Annotated in this window: 31 protein-coding genes and 1 pseudogene; 24 read left to right on the top strand and 8 right to left on the bottom strand. The window is 69.0% G+C overall.

Annotated elements, in window-relative coordinates; genetic code table 11:
- On the bottom strand, positions 1–764 hold a 764-nt coding region (locus A5697_RS06360; RefSeq protein ID WP_369806080.1), incomplete at its 3' end, for a D-alanyl-D-alanine carboxypeptidase family protein.
- 71 nt (positions 765–835) lie between these two features.
- Between A5697_RS06360 and A5697_RS06355 the strand changes: the two genes are divergently transcribed.
- From A5697_RS06355 to trmD, 5 genes are all read left to right on the top strand, one after another.
- Positions 836–1255, top strand: coding sequence for a nuclear transport factor 2 family protein (locus tag A5697_RS06355; protein WP_067944808.1), 420 nt, complete (start codon positions 836–838; stop codon positions 1253–1255).
- A gap of 200 nt (positions 1256–1455) precedes the next feature.
- Positions 1456–1980, top strand: coding sequence for a 30S ribosomal protein S16 (gene rpsP / locus A5697_RS06350; protein WP_068008906.1), 525 nt, complete (start codon positions 1456–1458; stop codon positions 1978–1980).
- Positions 1981–1985: 5 nt separating this feature from the next.
- A complete protein-coding gene (locus A5697_RS06345; protein ID WP_003878715.1) occupies positions 1986–2228 on the top strand; it encodes an RNA-binding protein in 243 nt (80 codons plus the stop codon).
- A gap of 17 nt (positions 2229–2245) precedes the next feature.
- Positions 2246–2767 (top strand): ribosome maturation factor RimM, encoded by a 522-nt coding sequence (gene rimM, locus A5697_RS06340; RefSeq protein WP_068008903.1) that lies wholly within the window; start codon positions 2246–2248, stop codon positions 2765–2767.
- Positions 2764–3459, top strand: coding sequence for a tRNA (guanosine(37)-N1)-methyltransferase TrmD (gene trmD / locus A5697_RS06335; protein ID WP_068008900.1), 696 nt, complete (start codon positions 2764–2766; stop codon positions 3457–3459). The genes rimM and trmD overlap by 4 nt, the downstream gene beginning before the upstream one ends.
- On the opposite strand, the gene A5697_RS06330 is transcribed toward trmD, so the two are convergent.
- Positions 3456–4424 carry a hypothetical protein gene (locus A5697_RS06330; RefSeq protein ID WP_068008897.1) on the bottom strand — a complete coding sequence of 323 codons (969 nt, stop codon included), beginning with the start codon at positions 4422–4424 and terminating at the stop codon, positions 3456–3458. The two genes, trmD and A5697_RS06330, sit on opposite strands and share 4 nt — an antisense overlap.
- 352 nt (positions 4425–4776) lie before the next feature.
- On the opposite strand from A5697_RS06330, the gene rplS reads away from it, so the two are divergent.
- The 4 genes from rplS (at position 4777) to A5697_RS06310 (ending at position 7174) form a co-directional block, all read left to right on the top strand.
- Complete coding sequence (gene rplS / locus A5697_RS06325; protein WP_007171386.1) at positions 4777–5118, top strand: 50S ribosomal protein L19; 342 nt, start codon at positions 4777–4779, stop codon at positions 5116–5118.
- Between the two features lie 69 nt (positions 5119–5187).
- Positions 5188–6066: a signal peptidase I gene (gene lepB, locus A5697_RS06320; RefSeq protein WP_068008894.1), complete on the top strand. Its 879-nt coding sequence runs from the start codon at positions 5188–5190 to the stop codon at positions 6064–6066.
- Positions 6067–6068: 2 nt separating this feature from the next.
- Positions 6069–6872, top strand: coding sequence for a ribonuclease HII (locus tag A5697_RS06315; protein WP_068008891.1), 804 nt, complete (start codon positions 6069–6071; stop codon positions 6870–6872).
- Entirely contained in the window at positions 6869–7174 is a 306-nt protein-coding gene (locus A5697_RS06310; RefSeq protein WP_046184425.1) for a DUF2469 domain-containing protein, read from the top strand. Before A5697_RS06315 ends, A5697_RS06310 begins: the two co-directional genes overlap by 4 nt.
- Before the next feature lie 6 nt (positions 7175–7180).
- Here the strand turns inward: A5697_RS06310 and A5697_RS06305 are convergent, their stop codons facing one another.
- Positions 7181–7933: a GAF and ANTAR domain-containing protein gene (locus tag A5697_RS06305; protein WP_156673175.1), complete on the bottom strand. Its 753-nt coding sequence runs from the start codon at positions 7931–7933 to the stop codon at positions 7181–7183.
- 259 nt (positions 7934–8192) lie between these two features.
- Between A5697_RS06305 and A5697_RS06300 the strand changes: the two genes are divergently transcribed.
- The 4 genes from A5697_RS06300 to A5697_RS06285 all read left to right on the top strand — a co-directional run bounded on the left by A5697_RS06300 (position 8193) and on the right by A5697_RS06285 (position 12071).
- Positions 8193–9173: an SDR family oxidoreductase gene (locus A5697_RS06300; protein ID WP_068008885.1), complete on the top strand. Its 981-nt coding sequence runs from the start codon at positions 8193–8195 to the stop codon at positions 9171–9173.
- A 74-nt stretch (positions 9174–9247) separates the two neighbouring features.
- Positions 9248–10066 (top strand): formate dehydrogenase accessory sulfurtransferase FdhD, encoded by an 819-nt coding sequence (fdhD, locus tag A5697_RS06295; protein WP_068008883.1) that lies wholly within the window; start codon positions 9248–9250, stop codon positions 10064–10066.
- Between the two features lie 116 nt (positions 10067–10182).
- Entirely contained in the window at positions 10183–10560 is a 378-nt protein-coding gene (locus tag A5697_RS06290; protein WP_067944818.1) for a YraN family protein, read from the top strand.
- On the top strand, positions 10560–12071 hold the full coding sequence (locus A5697_RS06285; RefSeq protein WP_068008881.1) for a YifB family Mg chelatase-like AAA ATPase: 1512 nt from the start codon (positions 10560–10562) through the stop codon (positions 12069–12071). Before A5697_RS06290 ends, A5697_RS06285 begins: the two co-directional genes overlap by 1 nt.
- Positions 12072–12085: 14 nt before the next feature.
- Here the strand turns inward: A5697_RS06285 and A5697_RS06280 are convergent, their stop codons facing one another.
- Positions 12086–12361 (bottom strand): DUF4190 domain-containing protein, encoded by a 276-nt coding sequence (locus tag A5697_RS06280; RefSeq protein ID WP_068008878.1) that lies wholly within the window; start codon positions 12359–12361, stop codon positions 12086–12088.
- Positions 12362–12471: 110 nt separating this feature from the next.
- Here A5697_RS06280 and dprA point away from each other — a divergent pair, with 110 nt between their 5' ends.
- The 4 genes from dprA to A5697_RS06260 are packed head-to-tail and all read left to right on the top strand — an operon-like array spanning position 12472 to position 16667.
- Positions 12472–13638, top strand: a complete 1167-nt coding sequence (gene dprA / locus A5697_RS06275; RefSeq protein WP_068008876.1) for a DNA-processing protein DprA — start codon at positions 12472–12474, stop codon at positions 13636–13638.
- A 32-nt stretch (positions 13639–13670) separates the two neighbouring features.
- Complete coding sequence (locus A5697_RS06270) at positions 13671–14522, top strand: siderophore-interacting protein (RefSeq protein WP_067944822.1); 852 nt, start codon at positions 13671–13673, stop codon at positions 14520–14522.
- A 42-nt stretch (positions 14523–14564) separates the two neighbouring features.
- Positions 14565–15728, top strand: coding sequence for a lactate 2-monooxygenase (locus A5697_RS06265; RefSeq protein ID WP_068008874.1), 1164 nt, complete (start codon positions 14565–14567; stop codon positions 15726–15728).
- A gap of 33 nt (positions 15729–15761) precedes the next feature.
- On the top strand, positions 15762–16667 hold the full coding sequence (locus tag A5697_RS06260) for a tyrosine recombinase XerC (RefSeq protein ID WP_067944824.1): 906 nt from the start codon (positions 15762–15764) through the stop codon (positions 16665–16667).
- A gap of 80 nt (positions 16668–16747) precedes the next feature.
- On the opposite strand, the pseudogene A5697_RS06255 reads toward A5697_RS06260, so the two are convergent.
- Positions 16748–17233 (bottom strand): annotated as a pseudogene (locus A5697_RS06255) (M23 family metallopeptidase); the annotation flags it as partial.
- A gap of 261 nt (positions 17234–17494) precedes the next feature.
- On the opposite strand from A5697_RS06255, the gene rpsB reads away from it, so the two are divergent.
- The 3 genes from rpsB to A5697_RS06240 are packed head-to-tail and all read left to right on the top strand — an operon-like array spanning position 17495 to position 20590.
- On the top strand, positions 17495–18331 hold the full coding sequence (gene rpsB / locus A5697_RS06250; RefSeq protein WP_067944826.1) for a 30S ribosomal protein S2: 837 nt from the start codon (positions 17495–17497) through the stop codon (positions 18329–18331).
- Between the two features lie 13 nt (positions 18332–18344).
- Positions 18345–19160: a translation elongation factor Ts gene (tsf, locus tag A5697_RS06245; RefSeq protein ID WP_067944827.1), complete on the top strand. Its 816-nt coding sequence runs from the start codon at positions 18345–18347 to the stop codon at positions 19158–19160.
- Between the two features lie 32 nt (positions 19161–19192).
- Positions 19193–20590 carry an amidase gene (locus A5697_RS06240; protein ID WP_067944828.1) on the top strand — a complete coding sequence of 466 codons (1398 nt, stop codon included), beginning with the start codon at positions 19193–19195 and terminating at the stop codon, positions 20588–20590.
- Positions 20591–20595: 5 nt separating this feature from the next.
- Here A5697_RS06240 and A5697_RS06235 read toward each other — a convergent pair whose 3' ends face one another.
- A complete protein-coding gene (locus A5697_RS06235; RefSeq protein WP_066952628.1) occupies positions 20596–21015 on the bottom strand; it encodes a MarR family winged helix-turn-helix transcriptional regulator in 420 nt (139 codons plus the stop codon).
- 120 nt (positions 21016–21135) lie between these two features.
- Here A5697_RS06235 and A5697_RS06230 point away from each other — a divergent pair, with 120 nt between their 5' ends.
- Positions 21136–21549, top strand: coding sequence for a ChaB family protein (locus A5697_RS06230; RefSeq protein ID WP_067944829.1), 414 nt, complete (start codon positions 21136–21138; stop codon positions 21547–21549).
- Between the two features lie 88 nt (positions 21550–21637).
- Positions 21638–21967: a DUF2795 domain-containing protein gene (locus tag A5697_RS06225; protein WP_068008869.1), complete on the top strand. Its 330-nt coding sequence runs from the start codon at positions 21638–21640 to the stop codon at positions 21965–21967.
- A 30-nt stretch (positions 21968–21997) separates the two neighbouring features.
- On the opposite strand, the gene A5697_RS06220 is transcribed toward A5697_RS06225, so the two are convergent.
- Positions 21998–22837, bottom strand: a complete 840-nt coding sequence (locus A5697_RS06220; protein WP_068008866.1) for a glucose 1-dehydrogenase — start codon at positions 22835–22837, stop codon at positions 21998–22000.
- A gap of 32 nt (positions 22838–22869) precedes the next feature.
- Positions 22870–23046, bottom strand: a complete 177-nt coding sequence (locus A5697_RS28000) for a hypothetical protein (protein ID WP_197500934.1) — start codon at positions 23044–23046, stop codon at positions 22870–22872.
- 297 nt (positions 23047–23343) lie between these two features.
- Between A5697_RS28000 and A5697_RS06215 the strand changes: the two genes are divergently transcribed.
- Positions 23344–23898: an MPT63 family protein gene (locus A5697_RS06215; protein ID WP_067944832.1), complete on the top strand. Its 555-nt coding sequence runs from the start codon at positions 23344–23346 to the stop codon at positions 23896–23898.
- Between the two features lie 72 nt (positions 23899–23970).
- Positions 23971–24936, top strand: a complete 966-nt coding sequence (locus tag A5697_RS06210) for a lysophospholipid acyltransferase family protein (RefSeq protein ID WP_068008864.1) — start codon at positions 23971–23973, stop codon at positions 24934–24936.
- The last annotated feature ends 33 nt before the right edge of the window (positions 24937–24969 follow it).

Below are 24969 nucleotides of genomic sequence, written 5' to 3'. Positions count from 1 at the left end.
ATGGCGATGACCAGCCGGCGGCCACCGCGGGCGGCGGCCCCGACGAACGTCTTGCGGGCCGCGTTGGTGAACCCGGTCTTGCCGCCGATCGCGCCGGGGTAGCGCTGCAACAGCTCGTCCTGGTTGGTGATCGGGTGATCGCCGTTATCGCCGGGGAACATCGCCGACGGCTCGGCCGTGATCTGCGCGAACACCGGGTTGGCCATCGCGGCGCGGAAGATGACGGCCAGGTCGTGCGCCGTCGAGGACCCGGATCCGCCGGGCCCGTCGAGCCCGGACGGCGTCGCGGCATGGGTGCTCGTCGCGCCGAGGGAGGCGGCCTTGGCGTTCATCTTGGCGACCGTGACGTCGGGCCCGCCCAGCATGTGCGCCAGCGTGTTCGCGGCGTCGTTACCCGAGACCAGCAGCAGGCCGTCGAGGAGCTGGCGCGCGGTGTAGGTGCGCCCCGGTTTGATGCCGACGCAGTTGCACTCGACCTGGGTGTCGGCGGTGTCGGCGACGACGGTGGAGTCCAGGCTCACCGAGTCGAGGACCACCTGGGCGAGCAGCGTCTTGATGGTGCTCGCCGGCGGGTGGGGCACGTTCTGGTCGCGGCCGGCCAGCACCTGACCGCTGTCGAGGTCGGCGACGATCCAGGTCTGGGCCGGGCCGTCCGGGATCGGCACCGAACCCACCGGCTGCATGCTGTCCGCCCACGACGCGGGGACGGTCGCGCCGCACGCACCCACCGTGAGCAGGGCCGCGACGCCGACCCTGAGGGCCATGACCTTGCGCATGGGCCGAAAGTCTAACTTCCGGGCCTGTTCGCCGTCGATTTTCGTCTACTGTCCGATGCATGTTGAGCCTGGCCGAGATTTCCGACCGCTTAGAGATCCAGCAGCTTCTGGTGGACTATTCCACCGCCATCGACCAGCGCCGATTCGACGACCTCGACAAGGTGTTCACGGAAGACGCGTACATCGACTACACCGCCCTCGGCGGCATCGAAGGCCACTATCCGGAGGTCAAGAAGTGGCTGTCGGAGGTGCTGCCGAACTTCCCGGTATATGCGCACATGCTGGGCAACTTCTCGGTGCGGATCGACGGGGATACAGCGTCTTCGCGGGTGATCTGCTTCAACCCGATGGTGCTCGGCGGGGATAAGGATCAGGTGCTGTTCTGCGGGCTCTGGTACGACGACGAGTTCGCCCGCACGTCCGAGGGCTGGCGGATGACCCGCCGGGTCGAGACCAAGGTCTTCCAGAAGGTCATGTAGGCCGGCTTCGGCCAGGACGGCACCCTCGCGGCGATCGAGCGGATTTCTGGCGCGGCGCCCTGGTCTGGCACAATAGGCGGCTGTCCACCGAGCGATTACGCATCGCTTCGTGGTCATACACGCGAGGCAAAACCGGATCCGGGCATCCCGCCCCGATCGCTGAATTGCAGCGTGACACACACAGGAGAACCCGCTTAACCATGGCTGTGAAGATCAAGCTGACTCGGCTTGGCAAGATCCGCAATCCCCAGTACCGCATCGCCGTCGCCGACGCGCGGACGCGGCGTGACGGTCGCTCCATCGAGGTCATCGGCCGTTACCACCCGAAGGAAGACCCGAGCCTCATCGAGATCAACTCCGAGCGTGCGCAGTACTGGCTGTCCGTGGGTGCTCAACCCACCGAGCCCGTGCTCAAGCTGCTGAAGATCACCGGCGACTGGCAGAAGTTCAAGGGCCTGCCGGGCGCCGAGGGCCGCTTGAAGGTCGCCCCGCCGAAGCCCAGCAAGCTCGAGCTGTTCAACGCCGCGCTGGCCGAGGCCGAGGGCGGTCCGACCACCGAGGCCGCGAAGCCGAAGAAGAAGGCGCCGGCGAAGAAGGCCGCCAAGGCCGCCGAGCCGGAGGCCGCCGCGCCGGAAGCCGCCGCCCCCGAGGCGCCCGCTGAGGCCGCGGCGACCGAGACGGCCGCCGAGGGCGGCGAGCAGGCCGCGCCGGCCACCGAAAGCTGACTGACGTGAGCACCGTCGTCGTTGACGCAGTGGAGCACCTGGTCCGCGGGATTGTCGACAACCCCGACGATGTCCGGGTCGACATGGTGACCAGCCGCCGCGGCAGAACTGTCGAGGTCCACGTCCATCCCGACGACCTGGGCAAGGTGATCGGTCGCGGCGGACGCACCGCGACCGCCCTGCGCACTCTGGTCGCCGGTATCGGGGGCCGTGGTATCCGCGTCGACGTGGTGGACACCGACCAGTAGCCGCTGATGGAGCTCCGTTGGAGTTGACCGTCGGGCGCGTCGCCAAGGCGCACGGGATCGGCGGCGAGGTCGTCGTCGAGATCCGCACCGACGACCCCGCGACCCGTTTCGCACCGGGTAATACTTTGCGCGGCAAGGCATCCCGCGGTGGGGAAGAACGTGACTTCGTCGTCGAGAGCGCGCGCGAACACGGTGGGCGGCTGCTGGTGCGATTGGCCGGGGTGACGGACCGGGACGCCGCCGACGCGCTGCGCGGCACCGTGTTCGTCGTCGATTCCGATGATCTGCCGCCCATCGAGGAGCCCGACACCTACTACGACCACCAACTCGAAGGGCTGCACGTCCGGACCGTTACGGGCCAGGACGTCGGCGTCGTCGCCGAGGTGCTGCACACCGCCGGGGGCGAGCTGTTGGCGGTGCGCCGAGGCGACGGCGGGGAAGTGCTGGTGCCGTTCGTCGGCGCGATCGTCACGTCGGTGTCGCTCGACGACCGCAGCGTCGAGATCGATCCGCCCGAGGGCCTGCTGGATCTGGCATGAGAATCGACGTCGTCACGATCTTCCCCACCTTCCTCGACCCGTTGCGACAATCGTTGCCAGGCAAGGCGATTCAGTCGGGCCGAGTCGACCTGCGGGTGCACGATCTGCGTCGTTGGACGCACGACGTGCATCGCTCGGTCGACGACGCGCCGTACGGCGGCGGCCCCGGGATGGTGATGAAGGCCCCGGTGTGGGGCGAAGCGCTGGACGAGATCTGTTCGGAGCGAACCGTTTTGGTTGTACCCACCCCGGCCGGTGCGTTGTTCACGCAGGCTGACGCCCAGCGGTGGAGCGCCGAGGAGCACCTGGTGTTCGCGTGCGGCCGTTACGAGGGCATCGACCAGCGGGTCATCGACGATGCGGCCCGGCGGATGCGGGTCGAGGAGGTCTCGATCGGCGACTATGTCCTGCCCGGCGGGGAATCGGCGGCGGTGGTGATGATCGAGGCCGTGGTGCGCCTGCTCGAGGGTGTCCTCGGCAATCCGGCGTCGCACCGCGAAGATTCACACTCCCCGGCCCTGGACCGGCTGCTGGAGGGGCCCAGCTACACCCGGCCGCCGAGCTGGCGCGGGCTCGACGTTCCCGAGGTGTTGCTATCCGGCGACCACGCGCGCGTCGCCGCCTGGCGCCGGGAGGTCTCGCTGCAACGCACCCGCGAGCGCCGGCCCGAGCTGCTGGACCCGCGAGATTAGAGCCCGCGCCCCAGCGGGTCGATCCGGCCCTCGGGAAATATCGTCCTCACCGCCCGGGTGATGGTCTCGCGGGCGGTGGCGTCGTCGGAGGGCTGCAGGGACTGCACCACCATGATGTAGCGACGATCCGCGCCGATCACCCCGGTCGACAGGTGCATCCAGTCGGCGCCGATGCAGCACATCCAGCCCTGCTTGACCGCCACGGGCTCGGCGTACAGCCCATCCGGGATGCCGAAGCGCTGGGGGTAGCCGTCGAGCCCGTTCGGGGTGGACTGGGCCAGGTCGTCCACGATGACCTTCGCCTTGTCGGCGGGCAGCCCGCCCGACCCGTCCAGCAGCATCTCGTAGTAGCGGATCAGGTCGGTCGTGGTGCTCATCGTGTTCCACCAGCGCCCGTCGCTGGGCGGGGTGGTCGACGTGAGCCCGTAGCGGGCCGCGACCGCTGTGATGATGGCGTTCTCGCCGTCCTGGCCCCAGAACTTCTCGGCCGCGCCGTCGTCGGATGACTGCAACATGATGTCCAACGCCTGGCGGTCGTCCGCGCTCAGCGCGGCCTTGCCCTCCGATGCGTGCAGCAGCAGGTCGTCGGCGATGAACAGCTTGGCCACCGACGCGGTGCCGATGACCTGGCTGTTGCCGGTGGTGACCAGCTGGTGGGTCTTGCGATCGAGGATCGCCACCGAGAGGGCGGCTCCGCCGGCGGCGGCTTCGTCGGTCGCCTGCTGCACCCGCGCCTGCAGGCCGACGGGCCCCGGGCTCGTCAGCTGCCGTTCGGGCTGGGGTGGCTTGACCGCCTCGAGCATGAGCTCGGCCGATTGTGGGGGCGGCTGGCGCAGACCTCGGTCGGGTGTGACGTAGACCGGAAGGCTGTAGACCTTGGCCTGTACCTTCGCCTCGCATCCGGCGGCCACGATCAACGCCACCGCCGCTGTGGCGGTGAACAGAATCAGCGGCCGAACGCGCATTCCTCTCCTCCGACGTGCTCCGGCGCACCCAAGTGCACGGGTGCCGGGCCGGATCGCGCCACCTGCCCCGGCCTACGCAAGGTCCGGTAGCGCCTTCTGGCCCCAGTCATATGTACCATTCACCAGCGTTTTCGGCTCGTTGCGAACCGCCTCCGGAGCTGTGATTTTCGTGGCAAGCCTCCTGTCTGGCACAATTGACCAGTTGTCTCCAGCGGTGGCCGGCCGGCCGGGCCGCTTCGTGCCTGCTGCGAGATACGCCCAAGTTGCCCCAGACCATCGGCTTGGCGACTGCCTCACACCCAGGTGAGCGCTGTTGCCGCAGGCCGCGAGCGCAAGGAAGTGTCTTCTTACGATGAACCGCCTGGACTTCGTCGACCAAGCGTCGCTGCGCGACGACATCCCGGTTTTCGGCCCGGGCGACACCATCAACGTGCACGTCAAGGTCATCGAGGGCGCCAAGGAGCGTATCCAGGTGTTCAAGGGCGCGGTGATCCGTCGGCAGGGCGGTGGCATCCGCGAGACCTTCACCGTCCGCAAGGAGAGCTACGGCGTCGGCGTCGAGCGGACCTTTCCCGTGCATTCGCCGAACATCGACCACATCGAGGTGGTGACCCGTGGCGATGTCCGCCGCGCCAAGCTGTACTACCTGCGTGAGCTTCGCGGCAAGAAGGCCAAGATCAAGGAAAAGCGCTGAGCCGGGACGGCCGGGCGGCGGTCGCGGTCGGTTTAGCGCGCCACAATCTGCGCTGGCTACTCTGATCTCGTGACCGATCCCACGGACTCATCTGAGCCCCAGTCCGCCCAGTCAGAGCCGAAGGTCTCCACCCGCATCCCGGACACGCCCGAAGGCGAGTCGCCGGAGGTTCCCGAACCGGGAGAGGCGCCCGACGAGGGCGCGCCGGAGCGCACCAAGCGATCCGCGCTGAGGGAATTCGCGCTGCTGGCGGTGATCGCGGTGGCCCTCTATTACGTCATGTTGACGTTCGTGGCACGGCCCTACCTCATTCCGTCGGAATCGATGGAGCCGACGCTGCACGGGTGCACCGGGTGTGTCGGCGACCGGATCATGGTCGACAAGGTCAGCTATCGCTTCGAGTCGCCCCGTCCCGGGGACGTCATCGTCTTCAAGGGACCGCCCTCCTGGAACCTGGGGTACAAGTCGATCCGGTCGAACAACACCGTGCTGCGGTGGGCGCAGGATGCGCTGTCCTTCATCGGCTTCGTGCCTCCCGACGAAAACGACTTGGTCAAGCGGGTCATCGCGGTTGGGGGGCAGACCGTGCAGTGCCGGGCCGACACCGGTCTGACGGTCGACGGCAAGCCGCTCAAGGAGCCCTACCTGGATACGAACACCATGATGGCCGACCCGGCGAAGTACCCGTGCCTGGGCAGCGAGTTCGGGCCGGTCACGGTTCCGCAGGGGCGGCTGTGGGTGATGGGCGACAACCGGACGCACTCGGCGGATTCCCGCGCCCACTGCAACAGTGTCCCGACCGAGGCGCTCAAGGGAGTGTTGTGCACCGGCGATCCCGCGTCGGGGACCGTGCCGGTGTCCAACGTGATCGGCAAGGCGAGGTTCATCGTGTGGCCGCCCGGGCGATGGGGTGGCGTCTCTTCGGTGAACCCGCAGCAGCATCAGTAGCCATGGCCACGACGTGGCCGCCGCGGACGGTGATCCGCAAGTCGTCGGGGTTGCGGACCCTGGAGTCTGCGCTGTACCGCAGCGGCCTGGGGCCGGTGGCCGGCGTGGACGAAGTCGGCCGCGGCGCCTGCGCGGGCCCACTGGTGGTGGCGGCCTGCGTGCTTGGCCCGGGACGCCTGGAAAGCCTTGCCACGCTTGACGATTCGAAAAAGCTCACCGAGAGTGCCCGGGAAAGGCTGTTCCCGCTGATCCGCCGTTACGCGCTGGCTTATCACGTGGTGTTCATCCCGCCGGCCGAAGTGGACCGGCGCGGCGTGCATGTCGCCAACATCGAAGGAATGCGCCGCGCCGTGGCGGGCCTGGCGCTGCGGCCCGGTTACGTGCTCAGCGACGGATTCCGGGTGCCCGGCCTGGCGGTGCCGTCCCTTCCGGTCATCGGCGGCGACGCGGTGGCGGCGTGCATCGCCGCCGCCAGCGTGCTGGCGAAGGTAAGCCGGGACCGGCTGATGGTCGCCATGGACGCCGACCACCCGGGTTATGGCTTCGCCGAGCACAAGGGCTACAGCACACCGGCGCACAGCAGGGCGCTGACGCGGCTGGGTCCCTGCCCCGAACACCGCCGTTCGTTCATCAACGTCCGGCGCGTGGCCATAGGGTCGGCAGGGTCGGGCGGCCGCGTCGTGGCCGAATGCCGACCGGACCCTCGCCCGCGCGCGGCGGATATCGGTGAGGAAAGATGGGGCCAGGATTCCCCGGGCGGAACGCCGGGGGAAGTGTTTCTCCGAGAAGGACGTCTGAACAGATGAGTGCCGAGGATCTCGAAAAGTACGAAACCGAGATGGAGCTCTCGCTGTACCGCGAATATAAGGACATCGTCGGCCAGTTCAGCTTCGTCGTGGAAACCGAGCGGCGCTTCTACCTGGCCAACAGCGTGGAGATGGTGCCCCGCAACGCCGACGGCGAGGTGTACTTCGAGCTGCGACTGTCCGACGCCTGGGTGTGGGACATGTACCGCCCGGCGCGGTTCGTCAAGCAGGTGCGGGTGGTGACGTTCAAGGACGTCAACATCGAAGAGGTGGAAAAGCCCGAGCTGCGGCTGCCGGAGTAGCCGAGGCTAGCCGTTCTCCTTGTCTTCCGCGGATGGCAGCTCTCCCCGTCTGTCGATGACCTCCCGCGCCACATCGGCCAGCTTGATGTTCAGCGCCTGGGAATGGCGTCGCAGTAGGTCGAACGCCTGCGTCTCGGTCATGTCGTGGAGCAGCATCAACATGCCGACCGCCTTGCCGATCTCGCGGTTGCTCAACAATCCCCGCCGCAGGCTGGTGGCGTCCTCGCCCTTGGCGACCGCGTTGATGGCCACGCTGGCGAACGCGGCCAGCACCGCCGCGCGCCCGGCCGACTCGGCGTCGAACACGTTGGGAGTGTCGCTGAACAGGTTGAGCGCGGCGGCTTTGCGTTTGTCCACCAGCAGCCGAAAGCCCATCGCCCCGCGCACCGGCGTTTCCGCCACCAGGACCTTCGCCAGCTGCGGCCACAGCGACGGCGTCGTCAGGTCCGGGTCGATCTGCGGGGTCTCCTCCTCGATGGCGTCGATGCAGGGGCCGTCGCCCGATCGCCGCTCCAGCTCGTCGATATCGCGCGCCAGCTGGTCACTCGCGCCCACGGTGACGTAGCGGTCTCCGTCACGCAACAACAGGCTGGCGTGGTCGCATCCGCGGACGACCAGGGTGGCGGCGATGCAGATGGCGGCATACATCTGGCCTGCGTCCGAGCCCTGGTAGATGATCTCGGCCAGCGCGGCGAACACCGTCCCGGGGTCGGCCTTCTCCCCGCCCGGTGTCGGACCGGCCGTCGATTCGTCCCCCATGTTGTGCCTCATTCCCTGCGCTCGGGCAGTCTGACCCCGCGTTTCAATCGCCGTAGATTATCGGCCCTGGGACCGGCCCCCACACGCTGTTCGGTGCGATTGCGACGAAACCCACGCACCTCGACCGCGGGCGAAGGCCCGCTGACACTACGGGTACCCGCGCGTCCGGCGCTCACGAATCGGCGCACCCGCGGTTGCGGGCGTGGTGACATTTGCCACCTGTGGTTTCGGCGGGCGCCCGGCGGGAAAAAGCCTTCAAGTGGGAATTACCGTCGCGGTGACCGGGCCAACCGGCGAGATCGGTATGTCCGCGGTGACGGCGCTGGAGCGTGAACCCGCCGTGGACGCCATCGTCGGCATGGCGCGCCGGCCGTTCGACCCGTCTTCGCGCGGCTGGCAGAAGACCACCTACCAGCAGGGCGACATCCTGGACCGCGAGGCCGTCGACGCCCTGGTGGCGCAGGCCGACGTGGTCATCCACCTGGCTTTCATCATCATGGGGTCGCGGGAAGAGAGCGCCCGCATCAACCTGCAGGGCACCCGCAACGTGTTCGAGGCGACCGTCGCCAGCGAGCGGACACGTCGCCTGGTCTACACCTCGTCGGTGGCGGCCTACGGGTATCACGGCGACAACCCCGACCCGCTGACCGAGGACGTTCCGGCACGAGGGTCCGACGAGCACTACTACTCGGCACAGAAGGCGGCGTGCGAGGCGCTGCTCGGCGAGATCACCAAGGACTCGCCCCTCGAGGTGTTCGTACTGCGGCCATGCATCGTCGCCGGGCCCAACGCCAAAGTTCTGGCCGATGCCATGCCGTGGAACCAACTACCCGGCCCGATGCGGGCCGTGGTCAAGGCGGTGCCGATACTCAAGCCCGTCGTTCCGGATCCGGGCATCCCGCTGCAGCTGGTACACCACGACGACGTCGCGAGCGCGATCGCGCTGGCGGCGACCACCCCGGCACCGCCCGGGGCGTACAACATCGCCGGCGACGGCGTCGTGACGGTGGGCGACGTGGCCAGGGCCCTGGGCGGCCGCCCCGTGCGGGTGCCGGCCGCTGCGGCCTCGGCGGCGTCGGCCGCGCTTTCGCGGGTGCCGCTCGTCCCGTCCATGCTCGAATGGCTGCACACCGCGCGCACGACGATGGTCATGGACACCACCAAAGCGCGCACCCAACTCGGCTGGCGGCCGGTGCACTCCTCGGCGGAAACCCTGAGGGCGCTGGCTTCGGCGGTGTGACGCCGACCAGGGTAGTTTGGCTGCGTGAGGTCCCAGCGTTTCGCCGCGATCCCGGCTGACGGTGAATTCGCCTAGTGCGGCACGTAACTGCGCGCCGGCGGGTGAAGCATCTCACCGCCGGGAAAGTCGTCAGCCGGCCGGAGACGCTGGTCGTCGAAGAGCCGCTGGAGATCCGGGTGAACGGCGCGGCGGTCACCGTGACGATGCGCACCCCGGGTGCGGATTTCGAACTCGCGCAAGGCTTTCTGCTCACCGAGGGGATCATCACCGGCCGCGACGACGTGCTGACGATCCGGTATTGCGGCGGCGCCGTCGAGGGCGCGAACACCTATAACGTGCTCGACGTGACACTCGCCGACGGCGTCACGGTGCCGGCCCTCGACGTGACCCGCAACTTCTACACCACCTCGTCGTGCGGGGTCTGCGGCAAGGCGTCACTGGACGCAGTGCGGCTGATCGGCCGCTTCTCACCCGGCGCGGACCCCGCCACCGTCACGGCGGCCGCGCTCGAGGCGATGCCCGCCCAACTGCGTTCGGCGCAAAAGGTTTTCGATAGCACCGGTGGTCTGCACGCCGCGGCGCTGTTCGCCGCCGACGGCACCATGCTGGCGGTCCGGGAGGACGTCGGCAGGCACAACGCGGTCGACAAGGTCATCGGCTGGGCGCTGGAACAGCGGCGGGTGCCGCTGGTCGGCTCGGTGCTGTTGGTCAGTGGGCGGGCCTCCTTCGAGTTGACGCAAAAAGCGGTGCTGGCCGGGATTCCGGTGCTGGCCGCCGTGTCCGCGCCGTCGTCACTGGCGGTCTCGTTGGCCGAGGAGTCGGGCATCACGCTGGTGGCGTTCCTGCGGGAGGACTCGATGAACATCTACACCAGGGCGGACCGAATCGGCTAGTCGGTTGCGGCCCGGTTGTGGATGTAGACGGCACTGGGGATAACCGGTCGACGCGGACGGGTCGCGGGCGTCGCTGCGGGCCCGCCGCGTCAGGGTCGTCGGACACATTGGCTCCCATGACGACCGAAACGACTTTGACTCGGGTCCAACTCGGGGCGCTGGGTGAGGCGCTCGCCGTGGACCACCTGACGAGGATGGGATTGCGTATCCTGCAACGTAATTGGCGCTGCCGCTACGGCGAACTCGACGTGATCGCCTGCGACGAGGCCACCCGCACGGTGGTGTTCGTCGAGGTGAAGGCCCGTACCGGGGACGGCTACGGCGGGCTGGCATACGCGGTCACCGAGCGCAAGGTTCGCCGGCTGCGCCGACTCGCCGGCCTGTGGCTGGCCGGCCAGGACAAGGGCTGGGCGGCGCTGCGGATCGACGTGATCCGGGTGCGGATCGGGCGCCGGCGCACACCCGAAATCACTCACCTGCAAGGGATCGGCTGATGGCGCTGGGTCGCGCGTTCTCGGTCGCCGTCCGCGGGGTGGACGGCCAAATCGTGGAGATCGAAGCCGACATCACCTCCGGACTGCCGGGCGTGCATCTGGTCGGTCTGCCCGACGCCGCCCTGCAGGAGTCCCGTGACCGGGTCAGGGCGGCGGTCGCCAACACCGGCAACAGCTGGCCGATGGCGCGGCTCACGCTCGCGCTGTCCCCGGCGACGCTGCCCAAGATGGGCTCCGTCTACGACATCGCCCTGGCCGCGGCCGTCCTGTCGGCGCAACGGAAGAACCCGTGGGACCGCCTGGAGAAGACGGTGCTGCTGGGTGAGCTGTCGCTGGACGGCCGGGTCCGTCCGGTGCGCGGCGTACTGCCGGCGGTGCTGGCCGCCAAACGCGACGGCTGGCCGACCGTCGTGGTCCCGGTGGACAACCTGGCCGAGGCCAGCCTGGTCGACGGGATCGACGTCTGGGGCGTGCGCACGTTGGGGCAGCTGCAGAAGTGGCTCAGCGGGTCCGCCGCCCTGGACCACAGGATCACCGCGACGGCCACCGCACCCGAGGCCTCGGCGGATCTCTCCGATGTGGTGGGGCAGACCCAGGCGCGCTTCGCGGTGGAGGTCGCCGCGGCCGGGTCACATCACCTCATGCTCACCGGGCCGCCGGGCGTCGGCAAAACGATGCTGGCGCAACGGCTTCCGGGCCTGTTGCCGCCGCTGTCGGAGAGCGAGTCGCTGGAAGTCACCGCGATCCATTCCGTGGCCGGGCTGCTCTCGGGGGACACGCCGCTGATCACCACGCCGCCGTTCGTGGCGCCACACCACAGCTCCAGCGTGGCGGCGCTCGTCGGCGGCGGTTCGGGCATGGCTCGCCCGGGGGCGGTCAGCCGCGCGCACCGCGGGGTGCTCTTCCTCGACGAATGCGCCGAAATCAGCGTCAGGGCACTGGAGGCATTGCGAACCCCCTTGGAGGACGGGGAGATTCGGCTCGCTCGACGCGATGGGGTGGCCTGTTACCCGGCCCGGTTCCAGCTGGTGTTGGCCGCCAACCTGTGCCCGTGCGCGCCCGCCGATCCGCAGGACTGCATTTGCGCGGCGGCGGTCAAGCGTCGCTACCTGGGCAAGCTGTCCGGGCCCCTGCTCGACCGGGTGGACCTGCGGGTGGAAATGCATTCGGTGCGCGCGGGTGCCTTCTCGGGCGCCGAAGCCGAATCGACGGCACAGGTTCGCCAACGGGTGGCGCAGGCCCGCGCGGCCGCGGCCGAGCGGTGGCTGCCGCACGGATTCCGCACCAACGCCGAGGTCAGCGGGGTCCTGTTGCGCCGCAAGTTCCGGCCCGGCAACGCCGCGATGTCGCCGCTACAGCAAGCCCTCGACCGGGGGCTGCTCAGCATCCGGGGGCTGGACCGCACCCTGCGGGTCGCGTGGAGCCTGACCGACCTGGCCGGCGGCGTATCGCCCGGGCCCGCGGAGGTCGCGGCCGCGCTCAGCTTCCGCCAACCGGGTGCCCAGCGATGAGCACCGGACCCGGGTCACCAGTACGCCCTCGTCAGCAAGTCGTTGTGCCCGCCCCGAACCACGATCGCGACGGTCACCAGGATGGCGAACGCCCTGGCGAACTGCGCCATCGCGCGGCCGCCTTCACCGCGTTGTTCCAAGTCGCGCAGTGCTACGGAAGCGAGGGCGCCGCTCAGGATCGGAATGGGCAAGCCGCACCAGCTGACCAGGCTCAGGGCGAACGCCGCGATAGCCCACGGGTTCACGGGACGGGCGGGCGCGGCGAGCCGGGTCGGCAGGCAGATGGTCATTGTTGGGTCCTTTTCTTGCCGGCTAGATGGCGAATGAGGGGCCACGACAACACATTCGCGTACGGGTCTATACGGATCCTTGGCGAACTCTTGGAGCCGGGAGCGCGGCGATGCTGACCGCGGTCGACGATCCCGCGCTGCGCGCCTGGGCGTACCTGTCCCGGGTGGCCGAGCCGCCCTGCGCCGAGCTCGCCACCCTCGTGCGATGTGTTGGTCCGGTCGAGGCCGCCGACCGGGTCCGTCGCGGATTGGTGGACGACGGCCTGGCGCGACACACCGAAGCGCGACGCGAAATCGACTGCGCCGCCGCCGACCTCGAGCTACTCGCCCGCCGGGGCGGACGGTTGATCACCCCCGATGACGACGAGTGGCCGCTGCTGGCGTTCGCCGCGTTCGGGAATGCCCCGGCGAAAGCTCGCGGCGGGGCGCCGATGGTGTTGTGGGCGCAGGGCCCGATCCGGCTCGACGAGGTGACGCACCGCGCGGCCGCCGTGGTGGGCACTCGGGCGGCGACGGCGTATGGCGAGCAGGTGGCCGAGGACCTGGCGGCGGGGCTGGCGCAACGTGAGGTCGCGGTCGTCTCCGGCGGCGCCTACGGCATCGACGGCGCGGCGCACCGGGCTGTGTTGAATGCGGACGGAATCACCGTGGCCGTTCTCGCCGGCGGGCTCGACATTCCCTATCCGAGCGGCCACACGGCTTTGCTGCATCGCGTGGGGCAACACGGGCTGCTCTTCACCGAGTACCCGCCCGGTGTCCGGCCGGCCCGCCACCGATTCCTGACCCGCAATCGCCTGGTGGCCGCCGCCGCGGGGGCCGCGGTGGTGGTGGAAGCCGGCCTGCGCAGCGGCGCCGCGAACACCGCCGCCTGGGCGAGGGCGCTGGGCCGGGTGGTGGCCGCCGTGCCGGGGCCGGTGACGTCGTCCGCGTCGGCCGGGTGCCATGCGTTGCTGCGCAACGGCGCCGAGCTGGTGACCCGGGCCGACCACGTCGTCGAGCTGATCGGCCGCATCGGGGAGCTGGCAGCCGAGGAGCCGCGCCCGGCGACGGCGCTCGACGGGCTCAGCGACGACGAGCGCCGGGTGTACGAGGCGCTGCCCGGCCGCGGCGCCGCCACCGTCGAGCAACTCGCCGTCGCGTCGGGGCTGGCGCCCGAGCGGGTGTTGGGGCCGCTGGCGATCCTCGAGCTGGCCGGGTTGGTGCAGCGTCAAGACGGGCGGTGGCGACTTCTCCGGGCCGCGAGCGGCCAAGCTGCATCGACGACGCGGCTCGTATAGTCGACGGGGGTCGGGCGGGGACAGGAGGACAAGTGGCGGGTCGACCTCTGCAACGCTTCGAGGTTGTCGATACCAAGGAACTCACACCGCACATGGTCGGCGTGGTGTTGAGGAGCAAGGACTTCGACGCCTTCGTACCAAGCAAATTCACCGACTCCTATGTGAAGTTGGCGTTCGTCGCGGACGACGTCGACGTCGCGGACCTGCCCCAGCCGCTGACCCTGGACAGCTTCGCCGGCCTGCCCCCCGAGAAGAGGCCGTCGGTCCGGACCATGACCGTCCGGCACGTGGATGCGGCGGCCGGCGAGATCACGCTGAACATCGTCGTGCACGGCGAGCACGGGGTCGCGGGCCAATGGGCCGCGGCGGCCCAGCCCGGCCAGCGCATCTTCCTGATGGGGCCCGGTGGTGCCTACACCCCCGACCCGGCGGCCGACTGGCATCTGCTGGCCGGCGACGAGTCGGCGCTTCCGGCCATCGCCGCGGCGCTGGAGGCGCTGCCCCCCAACGCCGTTGGCAAGGCGTTCATCGAGGTGGCGGGCCAGGAAGACGAGATTCCGCTGACCGCGCCGGAAGGCGTCGAGGTGCATTGGGTCTATCGCGGCGGGCGGGCCGATTTGGTCCCCGAGGACCGCGCGGGCGACCACGCCCCGCTCATCGAGGCGGTCACCACCACGCCGTGGCTGCCCGGTCAGGTGCACGTCTTCATTCACGGCGAGGCGCAAAGCGTGATGCACAATCTGCGGCCCTACATCCGCAAGGAGCGCGGCGTGGACGCCAAGTGGGCGTCGTCCATCTCGGGTTATTGGCGCCGCGGCCGCACCGAAGAGACGTTCCGGCAATGGAAGAAGGAATTGGCCGAGGCGGAGGCCGGGGCTTCCTAGCGGATTCGTCGGCCTGACCGCCGGCTGGCATCCTCTACTCCCATGGCGCATTACGGCGATTACCAGAACGAGATCTACTTCAAGGGTCTGGGCGGGATCGCGCCCGCGCTGCCGATGTCCTTCGCGGAGCTGGAGGCCCGGGCCGAGCGGGCGATGTCGCCGTCGGTGTGGTCCTACGTCACCGGTGGCGCCGGGGACGAGCGCACCCAACGGGCCAATCGCGAGGCGTTCGACCGCTGGGGCCTGATGCCCCGCATGTTCGTCGGCGCCGCCGAGCGGGACCTGTCGGTTGAGGTGTTCGGTCTCACGCTGCCGTCACCGTTGTTCATGGCCCCGATCGGCGTCATCGGCATCTGCGCCCAAGACGGCCACGGCGACCTGGCCACCGCGCGCGCCGCCGCGGCCACCGGTGTCCCAATGGTCGTTTCCACGCTGACCGCCGATCCGCTGGAAGACGTCGCCGCCCAGTTCGGCGACACCCCCGGCTTTTTCCAGCTGTACACGCCGAAGAATCGCGAACTCGCCGCCAGCCTCGTGCAACGCGCCGAGGCCGCCGGCTACAGGGGCATCATCGTCACCCTGGACACCTGGATTCCCGGATGGCGTCCGCGGGACCTCAGCACGGCGAACTTTCCGCAATTGCGGGGCCTGTGCCTGAGCAACTACACCAGCGACCCGGTCTTTCGCGCCGGCCTGCCGCGCCCGCCCGAGGAGGACCCGCAGGCCACTGTGCTGCAGTGGATCACGACGTTCGGCAATCCGTTGACGTGGGACGACCTTCCGTGGTTGCGATCGCTGACCGAGCTACCGCTCATCATCAAGGGCGTCTGCCATCCCGACGACGCCCGGCGCGCCAAGGACGGCGGCGTCGACGGCATCTACTGCTCGACGCACGGCGGCCGCCAGGCCAACGGCGGCCTGCCCGCGCTGGACTGCCTGCCGGGTGTGGTCGAGGCGGCCGACGGCCTGCCGGTGCTGTTCGATTCGGGCATCCGCAACGGGGCCGACATCGTCAAAGCGCTGGCGCTGGGCGCGACCGCGGTGGGCGTCGGCCGGCCGTACGCGTACGGCCTGGCGCTCGGTGGGGTCGACGGCATCGTGCACGTGCTGCGTTCGCTGCTGGCCGAAGCGGACCTGATCATGGCCGTCGACGGCTATCCGACACTGAAAGATCTCACCCCGGACACGCTTCGGCGCGTCGACTGACAACGGCTCGCCCATGTCTGCGAGCGTGGGGGAGTGCCGCACAGCGAACCGATCCTCGAGGAGTTCGACGAATACCTGTCGCTGCAATGCGGCCGGTCGGCCCACACCCGTCGAGCCTATCTCGGCGACGTGCGCTCGCTGCTGACCTTTCTCGACGACCGCGGCGCCGGACTGGACGGACTGAACCTGCCCCTCTTGCGGTCCTGGTTGTCGGCCTCGGGGGCCGCCGGTGCCGCCCGCACCACGCTGGCCCGTCGCACCTCGGCGGTCAAGGCGTTCACCGCGTGGGCCGTCCGGCGCGGGCTGCTGGCCGCGGACCCGGCGGCCCGGCTTCAGGTGCCCAAGGCGCACCGCACCCTGCCGGCGGTGCTGCGCCAAGACCAGGCCCTCGACGCGATGGCCGCCGCGAAATCCGGTGCCCAACAAGGGGATCCGATGGCATTGCGGGACCGGTTGATCGTCGAGATGCTGTATGCCACCGGGATCCGGGTGAGCGAATTGTGCGGCCTGGACGTCGACGATGTGGACGCCGGGCACCGGCTGATCCGGGTGCTCGGTAAGGGCAACAAGCAGCGCACCGTGCCGTTCGGGACGCCGGCCGCCGAGGCGCTGCGCGCCTGGCTGGACGAGGGGCGTCCCGCGCTGGTGACCGCCGAGTCGGGGCCGGCGCTGCTGCTGGGTGCGCGTGGTCGGCGGCTCGATGTGCGCCAGGCCCGCACCGTCGTGCACGAGACGGTGTCCGCGGTGGACGGCGCGCCCGACATGGGGCCGCACGGCCTGCGGCACAGCGCGGCCACGCATCTGCTGGAAGGCGGGGCCGACCTGCGTGTCGTGCAGGAACTGCTCGGCCATTCGAGCCTGGCGACCACGCAGCTCTACACCCATGTCGCCGTCTCGCGGTTGCGGGCGGTGCACGATCAGGCCCATCCGCGGGCGTGAGCGTGCGCTCAGGGCGTTGAGTGTGCGGCCTGGGCGGCGACACGCCGCGCGGGACCGCCATAGGCGCACACTCAACCCCGCAGCGGCTTGAGCCGGATCGGCGTCGACTTCACCAAACCCAGCGGATCGACATAGTGCGCGCCCGAGGCCGGACCCCACATCGCGCCCCAGTGCAGGCACGCGGCGGCCCGGCAGCCGGGATGCCCGGCCTCCAACGAGCCGATCACGGTCTGGGCGGTAACCGGCTGACCCACCCGCACCGCCGCCCGGACCGGCTCGTAGCTGGTGCGCAGCCCGCCCGGGTGGGCCAGCGACACCACCGGCCGCCCCGCCAGCCGCCCGGCGAACACCACGGTGGCGGTGCCCGCCGCGTACACCGGCTGACCTGCGGCCCCGGCCAGGTCCACGCCCCGATGCCCGGGCTTCCAGTCCGGTGACGGGGCGTCGAATCCGCGGGTGACAGCCGGCGGCGGGCGCAACGGCCAATCCAGGCGGGCGTCGTCCGCAACCGCCGGCCCCGCGCCGAGCACCGCCAGGCACAGCATCAGCGGCAAAACCCGTCGCATCGGCTCAGTTCATCGCCCCGCCTGCGCCGGCACCACTCAGGCCGGGGCGGTGCTGTGCAAAACCACCAGCTGAGTCGGTGTAAACTCCTGGTCGCAGCTCGTTCGCGGGCTGACTTCGCGCGTCCGCCCCGCGTCTCCCGTTTTATTAGGAGTTCGCACCGCATGCCGGGCGGTCCCTTAACAGGGTCCGGCATCGCAGCAGGCGCCAGGGCCCGGCTTCACCCGATGCCGGGCGACAACCGACACAAGTAAGGCACGAGCATGGCCGTCGTAACCATGAAACAGCTGCTGGACAGCGGCACTCACTTCGGGCACCAGACCCGTCGTTGGAATCCCAAGATGAAGCGGTTCATCTTCACCGACCGCAACGGCATCTACATCATCGACCTGCAGCAGACGCTGACCTACATCGACAAGGCATACGAGTTCGTCAAGGAGACCGTCGCCCACGGCGGCAGCATCATGTTCGTCGGCACCAAGAAGCAGGCGCAGGAATCCGTCGCGGCCGAGGCGACCCGCGTCGGCATGCCCTACGTGAACCAGCGCTGGCTGGGCGGCATGCTGACCAACTTCTCCACGGTGCACAAGCGGCTGCAGCGCCTCAAGGAGCTCGAGGCGATGGAGCAGACCGGCGGCTTCGAGGGTCGCACCAAGAAAGAGATCCTGATGCTGACCCGGGAGAAGAACAAGCTGGAGCGCAGCCTGGGCGGTATCCGCGACATGGCCAAGGTGCCGTCGGCGATCTGGGTGGTCGACACCAACAAAGAGCACATCGCCGTCGGCGAGGCCCGCAAGCTGGGCATCCCGGTCATCGCGATCCTGGACACCAACTGCGACCCCGACGAGGTCGACTACCCGATTCCCGGGAACGACGACGCGATCCGCTCGGCGGCCCTGCTGACCAAGGTGATCGCCTCCGCGGTTGCCGAGGGCCTGCAGGCCCGCGCCGGGGTCGGCCGCACCGACGGCAAGCCCGAGGCCGAAGCCGCCGAGCCGCTGCCCGAGTGGGAGCAGGAACTGCTGGCCTCCGCCGCTGCAACCGCCGCCCCCACCGAAGCCGCTGCGGGCGCGACCGAATCAACCACCGAACCCTCCTAAGGAAGGCTGAGCATTGGCCAACTTCACCGCCGCCGACGTCAAGAAGCTGCGGGAGCTCACCGGCGCCGGGATGCTCGACTGCAAGAACGCGCTGGCCGAGAGTGACGGCGACTTCGACAAGGCCGTCGAGGCGTTGCGCATCAAGGGCGCCAAGGACGTAGGCAAGCGCGCCGAGCGTGCCACGGCCGAAGGCCTGGTCGCGGCCAAGGGCGGCGCGCTGATCGAGCTGAACTCCGAGACCGACTTCGTCGCCAAGAACGCCGAGTTCCAGAAGCTCGCCGACGACATCGTCGCCGCGGCGGCCGAATCCAAGGCCACCGACGTCGAGGCGCTCAAGGCTGCCACCACGGGCGGTAAGACGGTCGAGCAGGCCATCGCCGACCTGTCGGCCAAGATCGGCGAGAAGCTCGAGCTGCGCCGTGTGGCGTACTTCGACGGCACCGTCGAGGCCTACCTGCACAAGCGGGCCGCGGACCTGCCGCCCGCCGTCGGTGTCTTGGTGGAATACAGCGGCTCCGACGTCGAGGCCGCGCACTCCGTCGCGCTGCAGATCGCGGCGCTCAAGGCGCGCTTCCTGTCCCGCGACGACGTCCCCGAGGACGTCGTGGCCAGCGAGCGCCGCATCGCCGAGGAAACGGCGAAGGCCGAGGGCAAGCCGGAGCAGGCGCTGCCCAAGATCGTCGAAGGCCGGCTGAACGGTTTCTTCAAGGACTCCGTGCTGCTGGAGCAGCCCTCGGTGTCCGACAGCAAGAAGACGGTCAAGGCCCTGCTCGACGAGGCCGGCGTGACGGTTACGCGGTTCGTGCGCTTCGAGGTGGGCCAGGCCTAAGCCCCGCGCGGGCGCGGGCTAGCGTCGGTTACATGCGACACGTGCATGCGTTCGGCGACGACGCCCTCGGTGATCTGGACGCGGTCGGCCTCGCCCACGCGCTACAGGCCGGCTGGGTCAGTAGGGCGGAGGTGGTCGAGGCCGCCATCGCCCGCACCGAGGCCGTCGACCCGGTCCTCAACGGCCTGGCCTATGCGGCTTTTCAGCAGGCGCGAACCGCCCCGGCGGCGAACGGCTTCTTTGACGGCGTCCCGACGTTCCTCAAGGACAACGTGGACATCGCCGGCCAGCCGACGATGCACGGCACCGACGCGTGGACGCCGTGGAACGCCACCTCCGACGGCGAATTCACCCGGCTGTTCCTTGGCACCGGGCTGGCTCCCGTCGGCAAGACGCAGTTGTCGGAATTCGGTTTCAGCGCGTCGGCCGAACATCCACGGCTGGGGCCGGTCCGCAACCCGTGGAACACCGACTACAGCGCCGGCGCATCCTCGTCGGGCTCGGGTGCGTTCGTTGCCGCAGGCGTGGTGCCGATCGCCCACGCCAACGACGGCGGCGGCTCCATCCGCATCCCTGCCGCCTGCAACGGGCTCGTCGGGCTGAAGCCGTCGCGCGGGCGGCTGCCGCTGGACGCCCACCTGCGCCGGATGCCGGTGGGCATCGTCGCCAACGGTGTGGTGACCCGTTCGGTGCGTGACACCGCGGCGTTCTACCGGGAGGCCGAACGCATCTGGCGTAACCCGAAACTGGCGCCGGTCGGGGACGTCATCGGGCCCGGCAGGCAGCGGCTGCGGATCGCCGTGCTGACCCGTTCCGTGCAACGCGACTGCAGCCCCCAGGTGCGCGAGCTGACGCTGAAGTCCGCCGGTCTTCTCGAGGAGCTCGGGCACCGCGTCGAATACCTCGACGAGCCCCCGGTGCCGGCCAGTTTCGTCGACGATTTCGTCCTTTACTGGGGATTCCTCGCGCTGGCCCAGGTGCGCAGCGGGCGGCACATGTTCGGCAAGACGTTCGACCGCAGCCGGCTGGACAGTCTGACGCTCGGGCTGGAGCGACACACCACCCGCAACATCCACCGCCTGCCCCTGGCGATCATGCGCCTGCGCCGAATCCGTAGGCGGACCGCACAATTCTTCGGCACCTACGACGTCGTGCTGACCCCGACGCTCGCCGACGAGACGCCCCGCATCGGCTATCTGGCACCCACCGACTACCACCAGGTCATCGAGCGACTGATCGACTGGGTCTCGTTCACCCCGCTGCAGAACGTCACCGGCGAGCCGGCGATCTCACTTCCGTTGGCGCAGTCCGACGAAGGCATGCCGGTGGGCATGATGTTCTCGACCAACCTCGGGCAGGAGGCGCTACTGCTCGAGCTGGCCTACGAACTCGAAGAGGCCCGACCATGGGCCCGGATCCAAGCCGCGTAGGCGGCTCAGTCGGACCCGAGCTTGTCGAGCATGCGCTTGAAGTCGCGCTGCTGAGTTTCGGTCAGCTTGGCCAGGATGCGCGCATCGGCGGTCCGCACCGCGCCCTCTGCGCGCTTCAGCAGGGCGCGGCCCTGACCGGTCAGCGTGGCGGGCAGCGCGCGGCCGCTGGACACCGACGTCGGACGGGCCACGGCGCCAATGTCTTCCAGCTTGCGCAGCACCGTGTTCATCGCCTGCGGTGTGACGCCGGCCTGCCGGGACAGCTCGGCGCTCGACATCCCCGGAACCAGGGAAAGCATGCGCAGGCAGACGAATTCGGGCAGCGTCAGTCCGAGCGGGCCCAACACCGCGGAAACCTCGGGTCGCAGCAGGCTGGCCACCCGGTACAGCAGGTAACCAAGCGGGGCGTCTTCGGCCTGAACCATGTCAATGATATTGACATATTTTCGGGCGCTGGACGTGGGCTTCGCGGCGCGACGTGGTGATTGCCCGCCCGTCAATGGGGTAACCGAAATGTCACCCGCACCGCGCATCAGGAGGTTTTCATGCCGAAGACGACCAAAGGCGGCAAGCCGAAGAAGGACGAACTGCCGAGCACTTTGCGGCGTTCCAACGCCAAAGCGCAACGCACGTTCGCCAAAACGCATGACGCGGCGGCCGACGAATACGGCAGCGAAGAGCGCGCCCACCGGGTCGCGTATTCCGCGCTCAAGCACAGCTTCGAAAAGGTCGGCGATCATTGGGAGCCAAAAGAAGAGAAGGGGCCGTCCGACGAGCGCGCCAAGAGCGGCGGACCGCGTGCCTCCGGCCCGACCGCCGAAGGCGTGGACGCCAACGCGAGCAAGAAGCACCTGCTCGACGTGGCCCGGCGGCTCGACGTGCACGGCCGGTCGACGATGAGCAAGTCGGAGTTGGTCGACGCGATCAAGAAGCACAACCGCCGGGTCCGCGGTCGCTGAGACGGGCGCCCCACGGCCGCACCGATGTGACCGAGACGTCACCCGGGGGCCGGGTTTAGCGCCATGGCCACCGGGCACCCGGAAAGCCATGGTTGCGTCCACTACTCCCAGTCAACTGCGTCAGTGCTTCACCGATGTGGACTTTCCGGCGAACAAGCAGGACCTGCTTGACGCCGCCGGCCGCAATGGCTGCGACGATGACACGATCCGCGCCCTGCGGAGCATTGCGCCCGAGACCTACAACAACGCCGCCCAGGTGGCCGCGTCGGTCAGCATCGTCGACGATCGCGACGTCAGCCACGCCGACAAGGCGGCGGCTCGTCGCTCCCACACCAAGCCCGGGCTGGCCGAAAACGCAAAAGACATCCCCGCTCCGAGCCCGATCGTCGACGAGCTGGGCGAAAACCGGGGCTCCTGAACCGCCGGCAAGAGCAAACGTCCTGTGGCGTTAGAGAATTGGCCGGCCCCCGGTGACGGCCACCCGTGCGCCGGAGATGTAACTCGCGTCGTCGGAGGCCAACAGCACGTAGATGGGTGCGAGTTCGGCGGGCTGGCCCGCACGCCCGAGCGGCGTGTTGTCGCCGAATGACTCCACGCTGTCCGGGGGCATGGTCGAGGGGATCAGCGGCGTCCAGATCGGGCCGGGCGCGACGCTGTTCACCCGAATCCCCTTCTCTCCCAGCAACTGAGCAAGGCTGGCCGAGAAATTGGCGATCGCGGCTTTGGTGGCGGCGTAGGGCGCCAGCGTCGGATTGGGCGTGTCGGAGTTGACCGACGAACTGCCGATGATCGACGACCCCGCGTTCATGTGCGGCACGGCCGCCTTGGTCAGATAAAAGTAAGCGCCGACATTGAGCCTGAACGTGTAATCCCATTCCTCGTCGCTGATTTCGTCGAGGCTCTTGTGCATCATCTGGTATGCGGCATTGTTGACGAGGATGTCGATGCCGCCGAATTCCTCGACGGCGCGGTCGACGACGGCGCGGCAATGGGCAGCGTCGGAAAGGTCGCCGGATACCAGCACGCATTTGCGCCCGGCGTCTTCCACGTAGCGTGCGACGCCTCGGGCGTCGTCGTCCTCATTGAGGTAGGAGATCAGCACGTCGGCGCCTTCGCGGGCGAAAGCGATAGCGACCGCGCGGCCGATGCCGCTATCACCCCCGGTGACGATCGCCCTTTTCCCGGTGAGCTTTCCCGAGCCCTGGTAAGTGTTTTCGCCGCAGTCGGGCGCCGGGTCCATCCGGCCCTGGACGCCCGGGGCGGTTTGTTGCTGAGGCGCAAAGCCCATGAGATTCCTCAATTCGTGGTCGAAAGGCCGACTTATGGTTCGCGTGTCTCCGGACGGGCCGTGGGGACGTCGGGGTCGTCGTCGGCCGGCGGTTCGGGATCGCGCCATTCCTCGGCGCGACTGGACCGGTTACCGCGCAGCGTGCCGTCCAATTCGTGCTTGAGTTCGTCGTCCTCGCGCGGGCTGTGCTTAGAGCTTCCGCGTTCCATCGACGGCCCCTCTCGTATCGTCGGATTCTCCCGCTCCGACTACCCGCCACGGCCGGGGCTAATCCGGCCTCCCACAGCGTCGGCGTCCGAGTCATTCGACGTGAATAGCGATACGGATGTTAAGAAGTGTTGCGAAAGTTGCTGTCCGGCAAAACAACAACGTTTCGCCAGGTAGTGGATTGAAAATTGCGAATAAAACGGGCGCACATGTTTAAAGCGGACAGCGAGGGGCTATTTGCGGCCTATGTGCGTATTGCCCTTCCGGGGGGCGATTGTTCGACACGAAAGGAATGAGCAATGAAGGTCACCAGGACCGCCATAAAGACAGCTGCGGCTGCCGGGGGGATTGCGGCGAGCATTTTCGCGGCGGCGCCCGCTTTCGCCTCGCCGCCGCCCAACATTCAGGGCTTCGGCACCAGCGAAAAACTGGTCGATGGGCCGCTGGTCACCGATTACACGGTGAGCAACCTGCAGCCGAGTAACGTCACGATCCCCGGCTACACGCCCAAGGGAACGCTCTATCAGGCGGACGTCACCGCCCGCTCGGACGGCGGGGTCGTGACCCCGATGGTCAACGACTTCATCGCGCGTGGGCCCAACGGCCAGAACTACCGGGTGATCGACAAGGTGGGGGCCCCCAATGGCCTCAACCCCGCGCCGATCCCGCAGGGTAGCGAGTCGACCGGAACGCTGTACTTCGACGTGACGGGCGCGCCGCCCAACGGCGTGGTCTACAACGACGGAATGCAAGACGTCCTGATGTGGACGTCGAACGTGCCGAGCAGCGCGGCGCCGGGCGCGCCGAGCCCGAGCCCGGCACCGGGTGCACCGCCGGCCCCGGCCCACACCTAATCCGGCTTGCGGGTATCTCCCCGTGTCGCATGCGACGCGGGGAGTTCCGCTTTTGCGGCCGGGTGTTGCGTCATGCGGGAACGAATCGGGTACACCGTACCCATGAGTAACCCGGATCACAGGCCAGCCGAAGTACGCGAACAGGCGCAACGGAACGCCGAGCGGGCGCGGGCGGCGATGGAGGATAGGCGCAGCGGCCAGGGCGGCGGATTGAGCGGCTGGGTCGCCGAGCGCGCCGGCAGGTGGGACCTCAGCGGCCAGGACGAGACCACCCTACAGCGGCAGAAGTATCTGTGGAATGTGCTGGTGGACTACTGGTTTCGCATGGAGATCGATGGCTGGGAAAACATTCCGGAGCCGCCGGTTCTGCTGGTGGGGATCCACTCCGGCGCTCCCTTCGTCTGGGATGCCTGGACGGTCGGTCTGCAATGGTGGCGGCGTTTCGGGCAGGAACGTCCACTGCACGGCACGGCCCATGACGCGTTGATGGCGATTCCGGTGATCGGCCGGTACTTCCGGTCGATGGGTGTGCTTCCGGCCGCCCCGGACGCCATCGCCACCGCGCTGGCCGAAGGGCGCGACGTCGCGCTGTGGCCGGGTGGGGAAGTGGACTCCCTGCGCCCGTGGATCGAGCGCGACCAGGCCAACCTGGCGGGCCGAAAGGGCTTCGTGAAGATGGCGATTCGGGCCGGCGTGCCCGTCGTGCCGATGGCGACGGTGGGCGGTGCCGACGCCATGCCCGTACTGATCCGGGGTGACAAGCTGTCGAAGGCCTTGCGGCTGGACCGCGTGCTGCGGCTCAAAGTGTTCCCCTTGGCGATCTCGCTGCCGTGGGGGATCGCACCGGCGGCGCTTCCGCAGCTGCCGCTACCGGCCAAGATCAGAACCCGGTTCATGCCCGCCGTGGAGCTTGACCACGATCCGGCCCGGGCGGAGGACGAAGCGTACGTCGACCGCAAGTACAGCGAGATCCAGGACGCCATCCAGGACGGCATGGACGCGCTCGCGCGCAAGCGCGCCTTCCCGCTCTTCGGCTGACCTATCCCTGAAGTCCTTCTCGGACAGGGCGAT

This window comes from Mycobacterium sp. E3251, assembly GCF_001666835.1.
Classification (GTDB): Bacteria; Actinomycetota; Actinomycetes; order Mycobacteriales; family Mycobacteriaceae; genus Mycobacterium.
This window is presented reverse-complemented; position numbering and strand designations above follow the sequence as displayed.

Excerpts from the sequence above, each read along its gene's own strand:
- A5697_RS06225 (WP_068008869.1), top strand. The coding sequence starts at position 21,638 with ATGGTTGCGTCCACTACTCCCAGTCAACTGCGTCAGTGCTTCACCGAT.
- A5697_RS06265 (WP_068008874.1), top strand. The coding sequence starts at position 14,565 with ATGGCGCATTACGGCGATTACCAGAACGAGATCTACTTCAAGGGTCTG.
- dprA (WP_068008876.1), top strand. The coding sequence starts at position 12,472 with ATGCTGACCGCGGTCGACGATCCCGCGCTGCGCGCCTGGGCGTACCTG.
- A5697_RS06310 (WP_046184425.1), top strand. The coding sequence starts at position 6,869 with ATGAGTGCCGAGGATCTCGAAAAGTACGAAACCGAGATGGAGCTCTCG.
- A5697_RS06235 (WP_066952628.1), bottom strand. The coding sequence starts at position 21,015 with ATGGTTCAGGCCGAAGACGCCCCGCTTGGTTACCTGCTGTACCGGGTG.
- rpsP (WP_068008906.1), top strand. The coding sequence starts at position 1,456 with ATGGCTGTGAAGATCAAGCTGACTCGGCTTGGCAAGATCCGCAATCCC.
- trmD (WP_068008900.1), top strand. The coding sequence starts at position 2,764 with ATGAGAATCGACGTCGTCACGATCTTCCCCACCTTCCTCGACCCGTTG.
- A5697_RS06230 (WP_067944829.1), top strand. The coding sequence starts at position 21,136 with ATGCCGAAGACGACCAAAGGCGGCAAGCCGAAGAAGGACGAACTGCCG.
- A5697_RS06240 (WP_067944828.1), top strand. The coding sequence starts at position 19,193 with ATGCGACACGTGCATGCGTTCGGCGACGACGCCCTCGGTGATCTGGAC.
- A5697_RS06220 (WP_068008866.1), bottom strand. The coding sequence starts at position 22,837 with ATGGGCTTTGCGCCTCAGCAACAAACCGCCCCGGGCGTCCAGGGCCGG.
- rplS (WP_007171386.1), top strand. The coding sequence starts at position 4,777 with ATGAACCGCCTGGACTTCGTCGACCAAGCGTCGCTGCGCGACGACATC.
- A5697_RS06305 (WP_156673175.1), bottom strand. The coding sequence starts at position 7,933 with ATGGGGGACGAATCGACGGCCGGTCCGACACCGGGCGGGGAGAAGGCC.
- A5697_RS06315 (WP_068008891.1), top strand. The coding sequence starts at position 6,069 with ATGGCCACGACGTGGCCGCCGCGGACGGTGATCCGCAAGTCGTCGGGG.
- A5697_RS06280 (WP_068008878.1), bottom strand. The coding sequence starts at position 12,361 with ATGACCATCTGCCTGCCGACCCGGCTCGCCGCGCCCGCCCGTCCCGTG.
- rpsB (WP_067944826.1), top strand. The coding sequence starts at position 17,495 with ATGGCCGTCGTAACCATGAAACAGCTGCTGGACAGCGGCACTCACTTC.
- A5697_RS06355 (WP_067944808.1), top strand. The coding sequence starts at position 836 with ATGTTGAGCCTGGCCGAGATTTCCGACCGCTTAGAGATCCAGCAGCTT.
- A5697_RS06210 (WP_068008864.1), top strand. The coding sequence starts at position 23,971 with ATGCGGGAACGAATCGGGTACACCGTACCCATGAGTAACCCGGATCAC.
- A5697_RS06290 (WP_067944818.1), top strand. The coding sequence starts at position 10,183 with ATGACGACCGAAACGACTTTGACTCGGGTCCAACTCGGGGCGCTGGGT.
- A5697_RS06330 (WP_068008897.1), bottom strand. The coding sequence starts at position 4,424 with ATGCGCGTTCGGCCGCTGATTCTGTTCACCGCCACAGCGGCGGTGGCG.
- A5697_RS06285 (WP_068008881.1), top strand. The coding sequence starts at position 10,560 with ATGGCGCTGGGTCGCGCGTTCTCGGTCGCCGTCCGCGGGGTGGACGGC.
- A5697_RS06215 (WP_067944832.1), top strand. The coding sequence starts at position 23,344 with ATGAAGGTCACCAGGACCGCCATAAAGACAGCTGCGGCTGCCGGGGGG.
- A5697_RS28000 (WP_197500934.1), bottom strand. The coding sequence starts at position 23,046 with ATGGAACGCGGAAGCTCTAAGCACAGCCCGCGCGAGGACGACGAACTC.